Below are 14,643 nucleotides of genomic sequence, written 5' to 3'. Positions count from 1 at the left end.
AGCTACACGTCACGCATCAGCTAGCCCTACGATTGGTCCCATGGTATCCGTCCCAAGTCGACGCCCCCGCGAAATCGGCCCTATCTTGATTGCGCAGGTGATCGCCGTGGCGCCGACAAAGAAAATCGCTATCCAACGGCCAGGGTCCGGCCAGTTGGCCACTGCAATCATCAGGTTCGTTGCAAACGACAGAATCACATAGGCGACCACCAAGAAGGCAATCAGATCAGCAAACCGGACAAGAAATGGTCGGGTCATCGATTGTGCTCCGTTTGCAGATTTACTCCGCAATGGGGAGATTGAAAAGTTCGCACCTAATTTCGAACCGGCATCGCAAGCGGCATATGTGGGCTCACCGATAAGCGCGCTCACCATTAAGCGGGCGAACACGGCTACCAACGCACGCGCTGCTGCCAGCTGTTGTCGATATAGACGTCGATGGCGCGCGGATTCTGCGGTGGCTGCCAGAGCACTTTGTCGAACACGTCCACGGTGTAGCTGTTGTCATAGCCGCCTGCCGTGTACGAGCCGATCGACTGACCGACACACGCCCGAGCGCCCGTGGCGTAGCTATTCCCGACCTGTGACTCCGATAATTGAGGTTGATCACTCAGCGTGAATGTCCCATCGCCTCCGAACCATCCACCTTTATTACCGCTCGATCGTTTCTGGCCCTCGACAACATAAGCACCGCGCTGGGCCGGCAGCAGTGGCGCCGGGCATGGGTCATACGGATCGTTCACCTGACGGGCGTAGCTCGATCCATCATTTCCGTCAGCCTGATCGCACTTCGGGAACGGTCTTCCCTTGCTGAGGTCGTGATAGAGCTGATTGATGGGCGGTACGCATTCGCCAACGCCCTTGGGGCCACCGTTCGATGCAGGATTCGCGAGGCACAGCAGCACTTTGCAGCCGTATTCTGAGGCATGGGCCGGCACTGATGCGCCGAGGACGAGCGAGACAATCACGGCTCTTTTCATCGGATTTCCTCCCGGAAGCGCTTTTCCCGTAACGGAGAGAAGCGTCAATTCACAAACTGCACGAACGGCGCAGCTTGTCGTGTGGTCGATGTCGGTAATCGCTGGAGGGAGACAGGTTGCGCCGCACGCGAAGCTGGAGTCGGAATGGGGCGAGTCGGGGTGGCTCTGACCGCCGAGCCATTGGTCGGCGTCGCCAACTGCACCTTGACCGGCGCATCGTTGTCGGCATTCTCGACCGGCAAGGCAGGGGCCGGGTCACGCTGCGTCCGGCCGTCCGCAAACATCACCCATTGCGCCGACATGGCCCTACGCTTCGCCGGCTTTGAGGTTATCGCCGGTCGAGCCGCAACTTCGGCATCAGCGCTATCCGTTTTCACTGCCGGGACAACTGGAATGGGTTCGGCCGTGTCCGCCGCGTTTGCCACAACCTTTTGCACGTAGCTCCGCTGACCATCGCGATCTGGACGAAAGCCGCGCGTGAAGTTGCCGGAGTAGTAGCAACTGAAAGCGGCGCGCAGGGCTAGTTGATCGTCCGGAATCCTTGCCCTCGCGCGCTGGTAGCAATCTTTTAGAATTGCGCTGCCGGCCTTGAGGTTGCGACACGGCGCGAATACCGTCTCGTAGCGCTCGCCGTACTTCGCAAGGTTGTAGCGATTGACCTGTCCGAGTCCCATCGAAAAATTGAAGCCCTGTCGCTCAAGCGCTCGGGCAGTTGCGACGGCTTCTGCCAGGTTGCGCGGCTGACGCTCAAGTCTGCCGCCCACGACACCAATCACGTAGGGTTTGCCTGCCGATTCGGTGCGCACAATACCTCTGAGTGTTGTTGGGTGAACACCGGGCGCGCACTCGGCGGCCAGCTTGTCGAACGGTAGGACAGGGGCTGTCGTTTGAGCGCAGGCGGGCGAGGTCATAGCGATCAACACCCCGGCAGCAGCGAGTACGAGGAAAGCGTCACGCGCCTGCATAGAGGATCTCCGATATGTAGCGGCCATTGCGCTCGGTGTACTTCCATTGCACAACGACGTCGATACGCCTTTTGACGCGCTCGATGATCTGCTCCCGTGTCATCGAGGTGTGCCCGTCCATCAACTCGCCAAACCGGTCATACATTTCAGCTGGCGAATCCGTGTGGATCGTCGTGAGCGATCCTTTGTGGCCCGTGTTGAGCATGTTCACGAATTCGACTGCTTCCGGACCGCGTATTTCACCCATGATGACCCGGTCAGGCGTGAGCCGCATGCAAGAGCGAAGCAAAGTAGTTGGCGTCACAGCAGCCTGTCCCGATGCTTGATGACGGGCGTAGGAGAGTCGGACGCAGTTCGGTTGGGCCGGCTCGATCTCGCGGGAGTCCTCGATCGTGACGATGCGTTCGTGCGCGGGAATTTCTTGCACCAGCGCGTTAAGGCATGTCGTCTTGCCGCAATACGTTCCAGCGGAAATGACGATGTTCTTGTGGGCCAACACCGCGCCGCGCAGGAACGCGTCCCACTGTCTGTCGCGATACATATCCTTCAAGCGTGCATCGGAGTAGGGTTCATCGACCACGTCGCCGTTCACGAATCGGAACGCGCCCTGTTCCAGGTACTTCGGCAGACTCATCCGGACGAGTGACTGCTTGCGGATCGTCATCGCGATGGTTCCCTCCGGCACGACGGGCGGCAGGATCATCTCGGCCCGGTACGTTCCTCGCTCGAAATCGGGAATGCCGTCATCGAGATTGACCGGGATTTCAGCGGAGAGAATCGGACTCTCGCGGTCGACTTCGAGACTCTTGAAGGAGGCGGTGACGTCGGCCAATGACGAAAGCAGCTGATACGAAAGTCCTGGCACCTCGATCTTCTCGGCGTAGTAGGTGTCTTTCTTTCTGAGCCAGAGTTCGCCGGGCTTGTTGACCTGGATCTCGGTGACCTCCTTGTCATCAAGAAAGTCCGCGAGCAACGAGAGCTTCGCGCGGAAAGAGGCAATTTGTGACATGTCTCCCCCTCATTGAATGAACGTCACGCCGTCGACGTGCTTCTGCGCATCGATCTGATCCTTGTAGATCGAAGTGAAATCCAGATCCTTGTTCACGTAGATGCGCACGCGGGAGCCTGCTGGCACCGTGACGGTGGGTTGGATGTTGATGTACGGAGAGAGCACTTGTTGCGACGACTGCGATGCGGCCTGCTGGACCGACTGCCGATATTGCGAGGCGGAGTTGTACTGATCGCCCGAGCTGACACCGACGTTCGACGCACCGGCCCCGATGATGGACAGGAGCGCTGACATGCCGAAAATCTCGGCAAAGTGGGTGTCGACGATGCCGCCCATGCCAGCCGTACCAAGCTGATCGCTGCCAGCGCTGTCGATGGCAACCTGCACGCCGTCCGGTCGGCGCAGCGTGTTCCACACCACGAAAAGGCGATCTTGCCCTTTGCGCAGCTCGGCGTTGTAGGTGCCGCATACTCGCGAGCCCCACGGAATCAGTTTGAGACGACCCTGCGTGCCGTACACGTCGCGTTGTACCAGCGCGCACAGCTGACCCGGCAGATCGGAGATTGCGCGAGGTTCCAGGACCGCTTCGATAAACTCGCCCTGTAAAACCTTGTACGGGAGATTGTCAATTTGACTTGCCATGCTTACCGGGACAGCGCTGCCGCTCACGGAGCGTGCGAAGCGCGAATTGGAATCTTGCGGGCCTTGGTCGCCTGAGCTCCCGCCGAGCATCACAGCGTTTTGCCGTACTTGGCCGCCTACTTCAGCCCCGGTCTGCGGTTGAGCGCCCGCGGGCTGATTCGCGCTGTTCGGCGGAATGATGGCCGACTTCATGCGCGCTTCAATCAAACGTCGCGCTTGCTCGCGACGTTGCATCTCCATCTGCTCACGCTGTGCCTTCATCGGGTCGTCGGCCTGCACCGCGCTCGCAGGTGTCGCCGCCGGCGCCGCCGCGACGGAGGAAGCACTTGCCGTCTCTCGTTCCTTGAGTTTCGGAACGGGCTTTCGGTCCGGGATGGAAATGTCGCTGTTGGCTGCCGCCTTGGCCGTGTCATTGCCGCTATGCTTGACCAGCCACACCGCTGCAATGGCGGCAGTTGCGATCCCCGCGATGGCAACGCCGCCCAGACGCTTTTTGCGGTTGTCGGCAACCATCGAGGCATTAGCCTGCTTTTCCCACTCGCGAACGGCCGCTTCGCGGTCATCTGGAGCTTTGCTGTTCGGATCCACCATATCAGTGCCCCACAGCGTTAAGCGCTGAAGCGGTGCTCACATCCGCGCGGCGATAAGGATTCGCGTTGTTCTGTACGCACAGATGGGCGGTTCCGTTGCGTAGTGTGAAGAGGCTCGCCGTGCGCTTGACGACCATGAACTGGCCTTCCCGGCGTGGACTCACGGCGGACTCGGTGCCGTCCGGACCCACCGCGTAGAACGACGGAATCTCGGCATTTTGGTCGAACAGGAAGTAGGTGAACTGTCCATCGTCAAACGCGCGTTTGAGCGGAATCGCGGTTTTGTCTCCCGACGTACCGTAGTCAATATTGAGCCTTGCAGGATCGATTCCATTGCTCGCGTGTGCATCGGATCGACTGGCACCGGCAGAGCTGCCCAAGGTCGAGTTCATGTTCGAAGCCGAGTTCGGGTAAATGAAGCGCACAAGAAAAGTCTGCGTCGTTCGCGCCTTCGAGCTGGTGAGCTTGAAGTAATAGGTGCGCTTGTCGGTAACGACGGTCAGGTTTGTTGCCGCATTCGGCTCGACGGGCTTGATGAACAAGCGATTTTGGTAAGGGACCGTTTGCCAGGCAATCGAGTCGCCTAACGACACGACCTTGACGACCTCGTCGTTAGCAAACTCGATGGAGGTCTGGTATCCATACGTGCCAACAACCTCATAAACTTGATTTGGGTCATATGGGACTTGCTTGACTCGATCGTCCGTCACAAGCGCGTGAGGCAGTTTGGCCGCAAATGATGATGCAGGAATCAGCGAAATCGTCACGCTGCTGATGACGGCGAAGGCGATGGGAGCGGATTTGAAGTTCATGGTCTGATTCCTAGCTCAAAGCGTTTTACTGGCGGCTCAACTCTTGATCCTTTCGATAGCCTGTTGTGGCGTAACCAAGCGCGTTCTCCCAGCGGTCGCCCAATGCGAGCGGTTTGAACGTGAAGGTGTAGCGCACGAGCGCCGTGTAGTAGTCGGTCTTCGGCGGGCTTCCGGGTTTCTCGGTAATCGATTGGAACGAAACCTGATACGCATCCTTGCCGAGCGATGTGATGCCCGTGATCTTCGGATATCGACGCCCACCCTGTCCCAACTGATAGTAGGGGTTGTTCGTGTTGTCCGCGCTGGTCTCCGCGTCATACTGAGCGGCGACTGATTGCGTCGAATGCAGCCGACACAAATCGGCAAAGCGCTGTCGCCACTCTGGGTCGAACGTGTTGCAATACATGATGAAGTCGTACACCTGGCTCTGGACGAAGCTCTCCTGCGCAGTGATCGTCTCCTTGTTGACTACCTGCTGCTTGACCACGTGTCCGTTCGCGTCGATCACCGATACAACAGGGACGACCGTGTGAATATTCGCGAGCACGGTGATCGCGCTTGCCATGCCGCCAACCACGAACAGAAGCAAGCCGATAAAAAGGTAAGCGCGATTGCGCTCTTGTTTAAGCTTGTTTGAGCCCCCCAACTGCATACGTCGGGTGTCAGCGTCCCCTATAAACGTGCCTCTTCGGAAAGTCATTTGATTGCTCCCCTCGTTACCGTCCGAGCAGCCATCATCAATAAAGACAGGCCTTGCACGGATGCTCCGCCGGCAAGGGCTGCAGCCCAGCCTTTGACTTGCAACATGAAGATGATCAACACACCTTCAACGATGTAGAGATATGCAACCTGCTGAACGTTGATAAACGCAGCATCTGTTACGCTCGAGGCCTTCCCGGCTTCATCAATCGCATCGCCAAATGCGAGGAAGCCAAAGCGAACGATCGCAATCACCAAGATGTAGATAAAGCAGAAATTCAACATCTTGCTCAGCCAGTTGATTGCCCACTGCCGAGTTTGTTCAAAAAAGAAGAAGCCTGCGAAGACCGGCAGTAGAACCATCGTAATGGCGAGGCCGAACTTCGCGATAGTCATGTAGACGAGCGCGAGTACAAACAAGACGCAGTTAATCAGGAAAAGGCCAAATCCCTGCAGGATCATCCCAAACTGATACCAGCTCACGTTTTGCATTAACGCTGAGACCTGGCCGACGTTGTTATATAGAGCGTCGAGCATTGATGCCGTGGACTGACCCGACATGATGGTGGACGCCACACCCTCCATGAAGGACGTAAAGAATCCATAGATACTTTGGCCCAAGCCACCCCAATTCAACGCCGAGAAGACCGCAGCGGTCATGAAAGCTTTCGCGAGGAGAGCGCTCCATCTCATCGGCTCGTATCCGCCATATACCTTGTAGCCGTACACTGCCCAGTACAACACTGCGACGAGATAGACTGGAGTCGATATCGCGCCCGCTAGCGCGGGGTAGGTCTGTGTTAGGAACGATTGAGTAACGCCGTCAGCGGCGCCGATCATTCCTTCAATGGTCATTGTCGCCATGGATTGCTCGGGCCGTAAACTTCCTTGAAATGCGCTACGACTTCGGGTGCTTGAACTTCTTTGTCCGTCAGCGTTACGCCAGTGTCAGCCTTGACTTGCTCAATCACCTTGACGAGGCAGCCGGGAATCATCTTCCCGCCGAACGAGGGATCTCTTGCGTACAATTCTGCAAAGCAATGGCCGGGAAACCATTTGGCGACGGCACCCTTATCTGCGCTGAGAAGCGGGTTTCCACGGCTTCTCGCGATTTCTGGAGTCGACGAAGTGGGTAGTTCTTGTTGAGGCGTTACTGTAGGGACGACAGGCTCGCGGTTGATGATCTTAAGAAGACCATAACCACCGACAAGCACTACTGCTGTACTCATCAAGATCCATGTCCATAGGCTCTTAGGCATCTCCTATCCTCCCAAAGTTACTTGCGTTAATCGATTCGAAAGAGCAGGCGCACGGCGACTTTTCGAACCTGCTCGATGAAATAGTGCAGCTAGAAAGAATTGCTCCAACCAACAAGACTGCGATAACGCGGATGCCGCGCTTAATTAGCCACAGCGGGAGCCACACTGATGCGGTGAGAAATTTCAGAACTAGAATGAAGTGCTTCATCTGTAGAATCCCCTTTGTCCGAGATGCGTTCCCTCCTGCTCGAACGAGTGACTACTTCTTCCACTGGAAAAACTTCTCATTCCCAGCAGTGGCCTGGTTTTGCTGATTGACGAGATTCGCTTGCAAATTCATGTTCATGGCGTTGAGCTTCGCCATAGCGCTCGACAGCATGCCGTTCTCGCTCGATATACGGTTCTGTAGATCTTGAGCGTCTTTGACGTTTGTGGTCGTATCGACCTGCTGGCTCAACACAGACAGGTTATTGAGGTGCGTCTGAACCTCCGAATACAACGAGTCGCCACCTGCCAAGGCAGCACGGACCGAATCCGTGCTCATCTTGTATGTCGTCGCGTTTTGCGCATTTGGATCAGCAAACACGTCTTGCGGCATCGTGTTGATAAGCTTCTCGTAAAAATTCTGCCTTGCGCCGAAAGTGCCACTCTGCTGTTGGGAGACGACCTCCTGCCATGACCCCGGCACGACGGATGCCGCGTTGATCGACTGATTCAAGCCAATCGAACCACGACCATAGCTTCCGGTGACCGCGGCGTATTGATCTTTGAGTGTTCTGTACTGGTCCTGCAACTGCGAGAGTTGCTGCTGCAGCTGCAGAAACGTCGCGGCGTCAAACGTAGGGATACCCGTTGCGTAGATTGGCACCGAAACGCTGAGTGAGATTCCCACGGCAACAGCTAAAAGCGTAGTTTTCACGTTAACGCTCCTTCCTTCTTAAGGTTGTGCGTGTTTTCGGAAAGCGACCGCTGCATAAAGACTGGCAGCCACTGTTCCGGGTCGTCGGTCTCAAGCTCGCTGATGATTTGCTCCATCAGCGCGACGCCCTTGTCGTTCGAGGAGAGCACTGGGATAAACTCGGGCATATCCGAGAGATCGAACTTGACCCGGATCGACTCATTGCCACGTCGAATCAAAAATTTGAAGCTTTCGGGTGGCGTGTCGTGAACGAAATCGAACTCGCCGTTCGTGAGGCCAAGACGATCCATGAGATCGGTCTTGCTCGCCTCTCCGTTCGGTAGGTAAATCTTCGTTGCAGTCTGCTTCTGGATCGAATCGGTCTCGCAGTAAAGATATTTGGCGTCGGGCGTGACGAAGATGAGCAGACCATTCTTACGGCGGATCTGCATGATGTAGCTATCGATCTTCTCGCGCCAATATGCGTGCTTGACGAGGTTCTGGCCTTCCTCCAGAACCAGGATGAACGGCTCGCCATTCATTGACTGTTCGATACGGTGAAACGGATAGCTCAAGATGACGGGCAATTCGGGTCGAGCCACCCCGTCCTTGATGAGCTGCCTCATCTCGAAGCAGTAGTGCCGGAACTGCGTGAGGTCGATGCTGTCGTGCTCGTTGTCGAACACGCCCCAATTGGCACCCGTTGAACCATTGGCGCCGTGCCAAATCCGCATGTCCTTCGCCAGTTCGCCCTGGCCGAAGCACCACGCGACATTACGCAAACGGCGATCTTGGAAGGGCAAGACGTCGTAGTTTTCACAGACAGCTCGTTTAAATCGCTCGATGTCGTCGGGCGTGAGCGTGCCGCCGTAGCACGTTCGCATCAGCGTCATCAATTCGACGAGGTACAAGCGGTTTTCGGGCGAGTCGGGTAGCTTGAAGGGGTTCCAGCCTGTGTTTCCCTGCACTGACAACGTGGTGTGGGGAGCCCCCATGGCGCGCATGAATACCTTCGCGCCCTCGCGGTTATCGAACCAGAAAACGCGCGGGCGTGCCTTGTCAGCCATGACAATTAGAGCCGATAGCAGGGTCGTCTTTCCTGCTCCGGTGTCTGCGGTCAGGGCCATGTGCCCCGCAACCATCCCTTCCATTTCCCGGTGGAAGTTGAAGTAATAGGCGGTACCACTCTCGGTCTCAAAAGGCATTATCGCCGGCCCCCACAGGTTGCCGTCGATCTTTCCAATCGCATAGTTATGCAGCGAAGCAAATCCCGCAAAGTTGCTGGACTTGATCTTGCCTCGCCGGCCGATGAAGTGCTGAGCCTGGCCTGGAAGCTGCGACCAGAAGAATGTCTCGACGGCGAACCATTCACGCACTGCCTTCACACCAAGGTTCACGAACGATTTCTTCAGCAGCGCAACCGCTTTATCAAGGTCCGCAATCGTTTGCCTTTTGTTCTGAACAGGATCGGCGTGCTCTGTTGCAGCAGGCACATGGGCGAGAATCGTCAAGTGATGGAGGCCATTGACAGCGCGGCCGCTTGTGAGGTCGCGCAAGCCATCTGTGATTTCCTTCTTGTCCTCCTCCGCACCGCCTTCCCGGTCGTTGACCACGAGACGTCGTCGCTCCTGCTTCATATCGTGCTCAGCAGTAATACGGTCACAGAAGAAAAATGACTGGGTGACGATGTATTCGACGGGTTGTTGCAAAAACTCGTCAAGCATATGAGACGGCGTGCGTGCCGGCCATTCGGCCATGCTCAGCATTGCACCAGCGCGTGTTCCACTCAGGTTCTGCACGGACATCATGTTGCCGAGCATCTTGAAATCGAGCCACGACACGGCGAGCGTACGGTCAAGCTGGATGTCTGTGACGGGTACGCGCTCGTCCTCAAGATTGATCAGATAGTGGAAAAAGCCGGCAATCTCCGAATAGTCCTCGCCGAGATGGTCGTCTACTGTCTCACGCGGGTACGCTTCGCGCACGCCGTGCTGAGTCTGGAACGCCCCCCAGCTTGAATTGAACTCCTGGATCGCTGCCCGGGCGTCCGCCGCGCTTATCTGGTCCATCGTGAACGTTGGCCGGCGCCGGATTCTCAGTTTTCGCGCGCCATAGGCCGACAGGGTTTGTACAACAAGATTGGTGGCCTCGTTCAGAGCCTTTACCTGTTCATCGAATGACTCGAGGTTTTCGGCCGATAGCTTCGCACCAGACGCGAAGGAGAAGACGCGGTCGATAAGGCCCGGCGCGCCTTGTCGAAAGCGATTTTGGACGATGCTGATGTAAATCTTGTTCACGTAGAAGGAACGCTTCTCATACCGCTCGCGCCAAGCGGCGTTAAAACGCCGTGCGAACCACGTGCCGCCATCTCCCTCCGGGTACTGATTGACCTTCCGACGAATCAAGTGAACGTAAATTCCGCGATCGCTACTCGCGACCGAGCGCAGCACGGTATGGCGCCGGCGCTCAAACTGCTTCTTTTGCGCCGCGTTGAGCGAGTCGTGGAACAGGCCACCAAGCTCAATGACCTGCACAACTCCGTCATCTTTCGTAAGGATGCTGTAGTCGTCATAGTGCACGGTGATCGGGATCATGTCGCTTGCCGCCATTTCCTTGTCGTCGACGGCTGCCCCGTTAGGCAACGGCATCGACAGCGACATGTCGAATATCTCTTTCAGAATGTCAACGGGGCGCATAGCGTCGGCATCTCCAGAAGCGCTTGTTCGGACATACTTTTAGATGCGTTGCGGCAGCCAAGATGTCGAACAGGTAAACGTCTTTGAGGCAGATTAGATAGCTAGCGAGCAGCAAGAAGGGGATGGCTGTTGCCGGAAGCACGGACCGCACGATCATTGCGGCCATGCCCGGAATGTAGAAGCTCAACGCCAGACTCGCGAGCGTCAATCCGCCGACCATCGTGGGGCGAGTCATCGCAACGACAAGTGTTTCCCCCTCATCGTCGTGGAGCTCGTCGCCCCCACTCATACGATCGTTCCGGCCGAGCGTGCCTTGAGATCAGAGACGATGTTCGGCGCAAAGAAGACGAGTCCGATGCCGAGCCCCCAACCACCGAGCGTCATGAGGTCGATGCGGCCGGTCTTCCAGCGATATCCTTGGATCGCCAAGGTGATGATGCCGATGTAGTAGCCCCACTCATAGATGAGCAGCTGTGTCACCGATCTCAAAAAGGCAGTGATCCCGCCAAAAGTTCCCGATGCGTCTTGTGCGTGCGCAAGCTGCGGGAGGAAGAGGAGAGCGATGACGCAGGCATTAGCCGTCAAGTCGAGCATCATGTCCAATCGATCGGCCTTCTGGATTCGAGCTGATTGGTCGGAGTTCTGAACTTGCATCTTTCGCCCTCTCTCAAGTTGAACGTTAGGGTTCGTTGGTTTCTGAAAAATTCAATAGCTTATATGCAGTACTAATATTAAAAATCCGGTTGATCTATTTCAGAAGGTGTGCTTAGTCGAGTTTTGTTTGATCGAGCGTGATCTTAGCGTCGGGCTGGGAGTGAGTTGTTTCCCGCATACGGATCCTCAACTCAACGACCAGCTGAGCGTTTCTAGACCGCTCTTCGGCTTTGGCGCGCGAGCTGAGCCACTCGTTCAGTTCCTTGGGAATTCGATACTGCGATCGAATAGAGTCGCCCATCCTTTCTCCCTCCCTGTTTGTCACTATAAAGTGACCAGTAGTCACTATACGATAGTGTCCGGGTAGTGTCAAATTTAACTATGGAAGATACCCATCGTTCTCAATATCGCTTGCCTTGGCCGCTCTACGAAGAGCTGAAGGCTGCTGCAGAGAAAAACCGCCGCCCGTTGAACGCTGAGCTCATAGCTCGGCTTGAGTCAACGTTTCCGCAATTGACGGTGGCCGCCGACGCAGATCTAGCGGCACTGCACCTCACCATTTCTCGGATGTCTCTTGCAGAACTTATGACGCCAGCCGAGATCACGATGTTTGCTCAACGAATGTTGGAGATTGCGCAGCAAAGAGGTGGCATCACTAACGCACCTCGATAGCGCCTATGATCAGACAAAAATCGGAAATTGTTAGTAACGTAGTGCCACATACTTTGTAAGATTTTGTCATTGCGGTTCGCGCGGACCGTAGCCGCGCATTGGACCATCGACGGCATTAGTCGAAGCATTGGGGAATGGTGAGCGTGCATGGCAGACCGGCCCAGTAACGCCTTAAGGTCACGTCTACGAAAATTAGGACGGAAACGGGACGCTTTAGTGGAAGGCGATCTGCGGTACTACCGGCTGAATCTGTGATATTCCGCAATTTCAATGAGCGAAATCGATACCGTGGGTCTGATCTAAGAAGCGCGGAAGGCCCCGACCATAATTGGGACGCCTAGCTGCTAGAGTCGGCTGCGACGACCACCTTCGCAAGAAGAAATGTTCCGTTGATGGGACAGCCGTCGCTGCAGGCGCAGCGAGGCGACGCACTTGATCAATTAGGTTTCGATCTGCAAGGCAAGTTTGCGGCGTTCGAGTCCGCCCGCAGATCGCATCAACAGCAACTGAAGTCACCGCGTTGCTTCGCGCGACCACCGACGCGATGCGCGCCTAACGTTGAGTCGAGCATGACGTTGCTGTGTCCGGCCCGCCAGGCAGCCTCTAGCAACGCGGCGGGACGGAATGTTGTGCGGCGATAATGCCTGCATGAGCTACATATGAGGTGCAGGATCGGGCGAATCGACGCACCGGCATCGACAGCACAAGGAGAAATGGAATGAGAAGGTCCGCGGAAAACAAGTTGCGGGTCGTTGCGGTTCGCATCGATCCAGTGATCGAGCAGCGCCTCCGAGTGCTGGCAGAAGCATCGGGACGCAAGCAGTCCTTTTTTCTGCAGCGAATGATCGAGGAAGGGATTGACGCGATGGAAGACATCTGGCTGTCGCCCGCAACGCTGGCCAAGGTTCGAAATGGTGAGCTGCCGGACCTGGTAGCCGAGCACGGTACGACTTCAGATTTATTCGACCTAGAAGTGGTCGATACCGAATCAACGTAACTTCGGGCTTTTTGCCGCGAGGCCACAGCGACGAGTAGGTTGCAAAAAAGAAATAGGAGAATCGATGAACAAGCAAGATTTGGTAGATGCAGTCGCGTCCGAAGTGGGGATAAGCAGAAGCGCCGCTGAAGAGGCAATCAGCGCCGTCTTGGAATCGATCTCGAAGGAAGTGGCGGCAGGAAGTACGGTTCAGCTTGTGGGGTTCGGCACGTTTGCCCGCGGACAGCGCGCCGCGCGCACGGGGCGTAATCCCGCAACGGGCGAAGCGATGGAAATAGCTGCGGCGAATACCGTGAAATTCACGGCCGGCAAAGCGTTCAAGGATGCCGTCAACCGTTCGTAATCTCGCGCGCGGTTGTTATCGCGCCACTCAGAAAAGTTGTCCACCGAGCGGCAACAGATTTTGAGCTTGACAGCGGTTAGGCGCTCCGAGCCATCAGCATGAATCGATCTGATCATCACGCGTTGGCCCCGTGCTTCACCCAGAACCTCGACGATGCGATCGCCATAGCGCGGGATGGTGCCGCGTGGCGGCTTTCGCCTCATGATGTTGCGTTTGGAAGAAAGCATAGACAGATCTTGCTGCTGCGACGTAGTTATTATGCCAAGCCCGACCACTGCCCAAGTGGGCTTGACCTCATAACTGCGAAAAGAAGACACCGTGTGTCCCAGGGCTGTTCGCAACTCGCCCGTACGCAATATGAGCGTTTTTGCGTTGGCTCCGATCGCATAGGACGTGCGGGTTCTTGATCCAGAAACGGCCTCGTCTCTTCGAAGGAGGCTAAACGTCGACACCAGCACTCTGCGCTGCTAACCGAGTGCGTCAAATCCCTGCTGCAGAAGAGCGGCTTGTTGAGCAAAACGAGAGGAGTCTCGCGATCGGAGCTTGCTTAGGTTCTCCATTTTCCATCGGATGGCTGGAAGGTCGGAGAGATGGTCGTAAGGCATCAACGACCATTCCGCGTTGAGTTGGACCAGTGAGATGAGAAATGCTCGCTGCTCAGGGGTCAGCGCCCGCGGCAGATCATGGTGAAGCCGCGTCTGCACATCGGTCAGCAAGTCGAGACTGACGGGATCGACGGTCATGCCGACAAAGCCCGCCTCATACTCGTTTTCGAGTGAGCGCGGTTGCGCAAACAGAACTTCATGAACGGGTCGATTGTGCCCGGCGAGATAACCGACGAACGCCGTGACGAAATCCTCGTGTAGTCCGGTCGCGTCGTACATATGCTGCACGTCAAAAATGTCCCGCGGGTGCTGGCGGTCGAGCGCGGCAACGAGCTTACTGCCGTATAGTTCGGCATCAGACAGCGTCGGCACTTCGAAGTCCACGCGAAACATGCTCTGGGCACGGGGCACGACGCTGCGCATCACCGTCGGTGTGAGCGTCCCCCGAAAAACGTAGTTCACCTCGACTTTCACCTGCGCATTAGCTGAAGACACCGTAAGCTTCACGTCGTCGCCCAGGTGTCTTCCACTGGCCGTCGCAACCGAAACGGTATGACCTTGCCGTTCAACCGCCATTTTCACGCGGATCAGTTCGTCATTGATGATGGACAGGGCCTGCTTGCGATCGGGACCATGGTCGCGCATGACCACGTCGATATCGACCGAAAGACGCGGCAGGTCCTGAACAAACATGTTGATGGCCGTTCCGCCTTTCATGGCAAAGTGAGGCGTATCAAATACGTCCGGCGTGATCGCCAGCATGAGCCTGACGGTCTCAAGGTATTGGTCATTCATAGCGTTCGAATCCTGCGAGGCGGACGA

Annotated in this window: 17 protein-coding genes; 3 read left to right on the top strand and 14 right to left on the bottom strand. The window is 56.5% G+C overall.

Going from position 1 to position 14,643, the window contains the following annotated elements:
* Nucleotides 1–9: 9 nt before the first annotated feature.
* The 13 genes from AWB77_RS21145 to AWB77_RS21085 all read right to left on the bottom strand — a co-directional run bounded on the left by AWB77_RS21145 (nt 10) and on the right by AWB77_RS21085 (nt 11,204).
* Complete coding sequence (locus tag AWB77_RS21145; protein WP_244158589.1) at nt 10–258, bottom strand: hypothetical protein; 249 nt, start codon at nt 256–258, stop codon at nt 10–12.
* A gap of 134 nt (nt 259–392) precedes the next feature.
* Nucleotides 393–980 (bottom strand): hypothetical protein, encoded by a 588-nt coding sequence (locus tag AWB77_RS21140; protein WP_061136412.1) that lies wholly within the window; start codon nt 978–980, stop codon nt 393–395.
* A 44-nt stretch (nt 981–1,024) separates the two neighbouring features.
* On the bottom strand, nt 1,025–1,945 hold the full coding sequence (locus AWB77_RS21135; protein WP_061136411.1) for a lytic transglycosylase domain-containing protein: 921 nt from the start codon (nt 1,943–1,945) through the stop codon (nt 1,025–1,027).
* A complete protein-coding gene (gene virB11, locus AWB77_RS21130; protein ID WP_061136410.1) occupies nt 1,932–2,954 on the bottom strand; it encodes a P-type DNA transfer ATPase VirB11 in 1,023 nt (340 codons plus the stop codon). The genes AWB77_RS21135 and virB11 overlap by 14 nt, the downstream gene beginning before the upstream one ends.
* Nucleotides 2,955–2,963: 9 nt before the next feature.
* Nucleotides 2,964–4,187, bottom strand: a complete 1,224-nt coding sequence (locus AWB77_RS21125; protein WP_061136409.1) for a TrbI/VirB10 family protein — start codon at nt 4,185–4,187, stop codon at nt 2,964–2,966.
* Between the two features lies 1 nt (nt 4,188).
* Nucleotides 4,189–4,998, bottom strand: a complete 810-nt coding sequence (gene virB9, locus AWB77_RS21120) for a P-type conjugative transfer protein VirB9 (protein WP_061136408.1) — start codon at nt 4,996–4,998, stop codon at nt 4,189–4,191.
* A 25-nt stretch (nt 4,999–5,023) separates the two neighbouring features.
* Nucleotides 5,024–5,698, bottom strand: coding sequence for a VirB8 family type IV secretion system protein (locus tag AWB77_RS21115; RefSeq protein WP_061136407.1), 675 nt, complete (start codon nt 5,696–5,698; stop codon nt 5,024–5,026).
* Entirely contained in the window at nt 5,695–6,561 is an 867-nt protein-coding gene (locus AWB77_RS21110; RefSeq protein ID WP_061136406.1) for a TrbL/VirB6 family protein, read from the bottom strand. Before AWB77_RS21110 ends, AWB77_RS21115 begins: the two co-directional genes overlap by 4 nt.
* Nucleotides 6,549–6,926, bottom strand: coding sequence for a hypothetical protein (locus AWB77_RS21105; RefSeq protein ID WP_208601539.1), 378 nt, complete (start codon nt 6,924–6,926; stop codon nt 6,549–6,551). The genes AWB77_RS21110 and AWB77_RS21105 overlap by 13 nt, the downstream gene beginning before the upstream one ends.
* 289 nt (nt 6,927–7,215) lie before the next feature.
* Nucleotides 7,216–7,875 (bottom strand): TrbJ/VirB5 family protein, encoded by a 660-nt coding sequence (locus tag AWB77_RS21100; protein WP_061136404.1) that lies wholly within the window; start codon nt 7,873–7,875, stop codon nt 7,216–7,218.
* Entirely contained in the window at nt 7,872–10,550 is a 2,679-nt protein-coding gene (locus AWB77_RS21095; protein ID WP_208601538.1) for a VirB4 family type IV secretion/conjugal transfer ATPase, read from the bottom strand. Before AWB77_RS21095 ends, AWB77_RS21100 begins: the two co-directional genes overlap by 4 nt.
* Complete coding sequence (locus AWB77_RS21090) at nt 10,537–10,839, bottom strand: VirB3 family type IV secretion system protein (RefSeq protein WP_061136403.1); 303 nt, start codon at nt 10,837–10,839, stop codon at nt 10,537–10,539. The genes AWB77_RS21095 and AWB77_RS21090 overlap by 14 nt, the downstream gene beginning before the upstream one ends.
* Entirely contained in the window at nt 10,836–11,204 is a 369-nt protein-coding gene (locus AWB77_RS21085; RefSeq protein ID WP_061136402.1) for a TrbC/VirB2 family protein, read from the bottom strand. Before AWB77_RS21085 ends, AWB77_RS21090 begins: the two co-directional genes overlap by 4 nt.
* A gap of 381 nt (nt 11,205–11,585) precedes the next feature.
* Between AWB77_RS21085 and AWB77_RS21075 the strand changes: the two genes are divergently transcribed.
* The 3 genes from AWB77_RS21075 to AWB77_RS21065 all read left to right on the top strand — a co-directional run bounded on the left by AWB77_RS21075 (nt 11,586) and on the right by AWB77_RS21065 (nt 13,216).
* The gene (locus tag AWB77_RS21075) at nt 11,586–11,876 is read left to right on the top strand and encodes an Arc family DNA-binding protein (RefSeq protein WP_061136400.1); all 291 of its coding nucleotides are present in this window, start codon (nt 11,586–11,588) and stop codon (nt 11,874–11,876) included.
* Nucleotides 11,877–12,594: 718 nt separating this feature from the next.
* A complete protein-coding gene (locus AWB77_RS21070; protein WP_061136399.1) occupies nt 12,595–12,873 on the top strand; it encodes a YlcI/YnfO family protein in 279 nt (92 codons plus the stop codon).
* Between the two features lie 64 nt (nt 12,874–12,937).
* Nucleotides 12,938–13,216 (top strand): HU family DNA-binding protein, encoded by a 279-nt coding sequence (locus AWB77_RS21065; RefSeq protein ID WP_061136398.1) that lies wholly within the window; start codon nt 12,938–12,940, stop codon nt 13,214–13,216.
* A 467-nt stretch (nt 13,217–13,683) separates the two neighbouring features.
* Here the strand turns inward: AWB77_RS21065 and AWB77_RS21060 are convergent, their stop codons facing one another.
* On the bottom strand, nt 13,684–14,616 hold the full coding sequence (locus tag AWB77_RS21060) for a nucleotidyl transferase AbiEii/AbiGii toxin family protein (protein ID WP_061136397.1): 933 nt from the start codon (nt 14,614–14,616) through the stop codon (nt 13,684–13,686).
* Nucleotides 14,617–14,643 lie beyond the last annotated feature (27 nt).

Source organism: Caballeronia fortuita (assembly GCF_001544835.2).
Taxonomy (GTDB): Bacteria; Pseudomonadota; Gammaproteobacteria; order Burkholderiales; family Burkholderiaceae; genus Caballeronia; species Caballeronia fortuita.
Note: the sequence above shows the minus strand (reverse complement) of the source record. Positions and strands in the feature narration are given on the sequence as shown.

What these genes read in the sequence shown, in the direction of transcription:
- AWB77_RS21145 (WP_244158589.1), bottom strand. Translation starts at nt 258, where the DNA reads ATGACCCGACCATTTCTTGTCCGGTTTGCTGATCTGATTGCCTTCTTG.
- AWB77_RS21140 (WP_061136412.1), bottom strand. Translation starts at nt 980, where the DNA reads ATGAAAAGAGCCGTGATTGTCTCGCTCGTCCTCGGCGCATCAGTGCCG.
- AWB77_RS21135 (WP_061136411.1), bottom strand. Translation starts at nt 1,945, where the DNA reads ATGCAGGCGCGTGACGCTTTCCTCGTACTCGCTGCTGCCGGGGTGTTG.
- virB11 (WP_061136410.1), bottom strand. Translation starts at nt 2,954, where the DNA reads ATGTCACAAATTGCCTCTTTCCGCGCGAAGCTCTCGTTGCTCGCGGAC.
- AWB77_RS21125 (WP_061136409.1), bottom strand. Translation starts at nt 4,187, where the DNA reads ATGGTGGATCCGAACAGCAAAGCTCCAGATGACCGCGAAGCGGCCGTT.
- virB9 (WP_061136408.1), bottom strand. Translation starts at nt 4,998, where the DNA reads ATGAACTTCAAATCCGCTCCCATCGCCTTCGCCGTCATCAGCAGCGTG.
- AWB77_RS21115 (WP_061136407.1), bottom strand. Translation starts at nt 5,698, where the DNA reads ATGACTTTCCGAAGAGGCACGTTTATAGGGGACGCTGACACCCGACGT.
- AWB77_RS21110 (WP_061136406.1), bottom strand. Translation starts at nt 6,561, where the DNA reads ATGGCGACAATGACCATTGAAGGAATGATCGGCGCCGCTGACGGCGTT.
- AWB77_RS21105 (WP_208601539.1), bottom strand. Translation starts at nt 6,926, where the DNA reads ATGAGTACAGCAGTAGTGCTTGTCGGTGGTTATGGTCTTCTTAAGATC.
- AWB77_RS21095 (WP_208601538.1), bottom strand. Translation starts at nt 10,550, where the DNA reads ATGCGCCCCGTTGACATTCTGAAAGAGATATTCGACATGTCGCTGTCG.
- AWB77_RS21090 (WP_061136403.1), bottom strand. Translation starts at nt 10,839, where the DNA reads ATGAGTGGGGGCGACGAGCTCCACGACGATGAGGGGGAAACACTTGTC.
- AWB77_RS21085 (WP_061136402.1), bottom strand. Translation starts at nt 11,204, where the DNA reads ATGCAAGTTCAGAACTCCGACCAATCAGCTCGAATCCAGAAGGCCGAT.
- AWB77_RS21075 (WP_061136400.1), top strand. Translation starts at nt 11,586, where the DNA reads ATGGAAGATACCCATCGTTCTCAATATCGCTTGCCTTGGCCGCTCTAC.
- AWB77_RS21070 (WP_061136399.1), top strand. Translation starts at nt 12,595, where the DNA reads ATGAGAAGGTCCGCGGAAAACAAGTTGCGGGTCGTTGCGGTTCGCATC.
- AWB77_RS21065 (WP_061136398.1), top strand. Translation starts at nt 12,938, where the DNA reads ATGAACAAGCAAGATTTGGTAGATGCAGTCGCGTCCGAAGTGGGGATA.
- AWB77_RS21060 (WP_061136397.1), bottom strand. Translation starts at nt 14,616, where the DNA reads ATGAATGACCAATACCTTGAGACCGTCAGGCTCATGCTGGCGATCACG.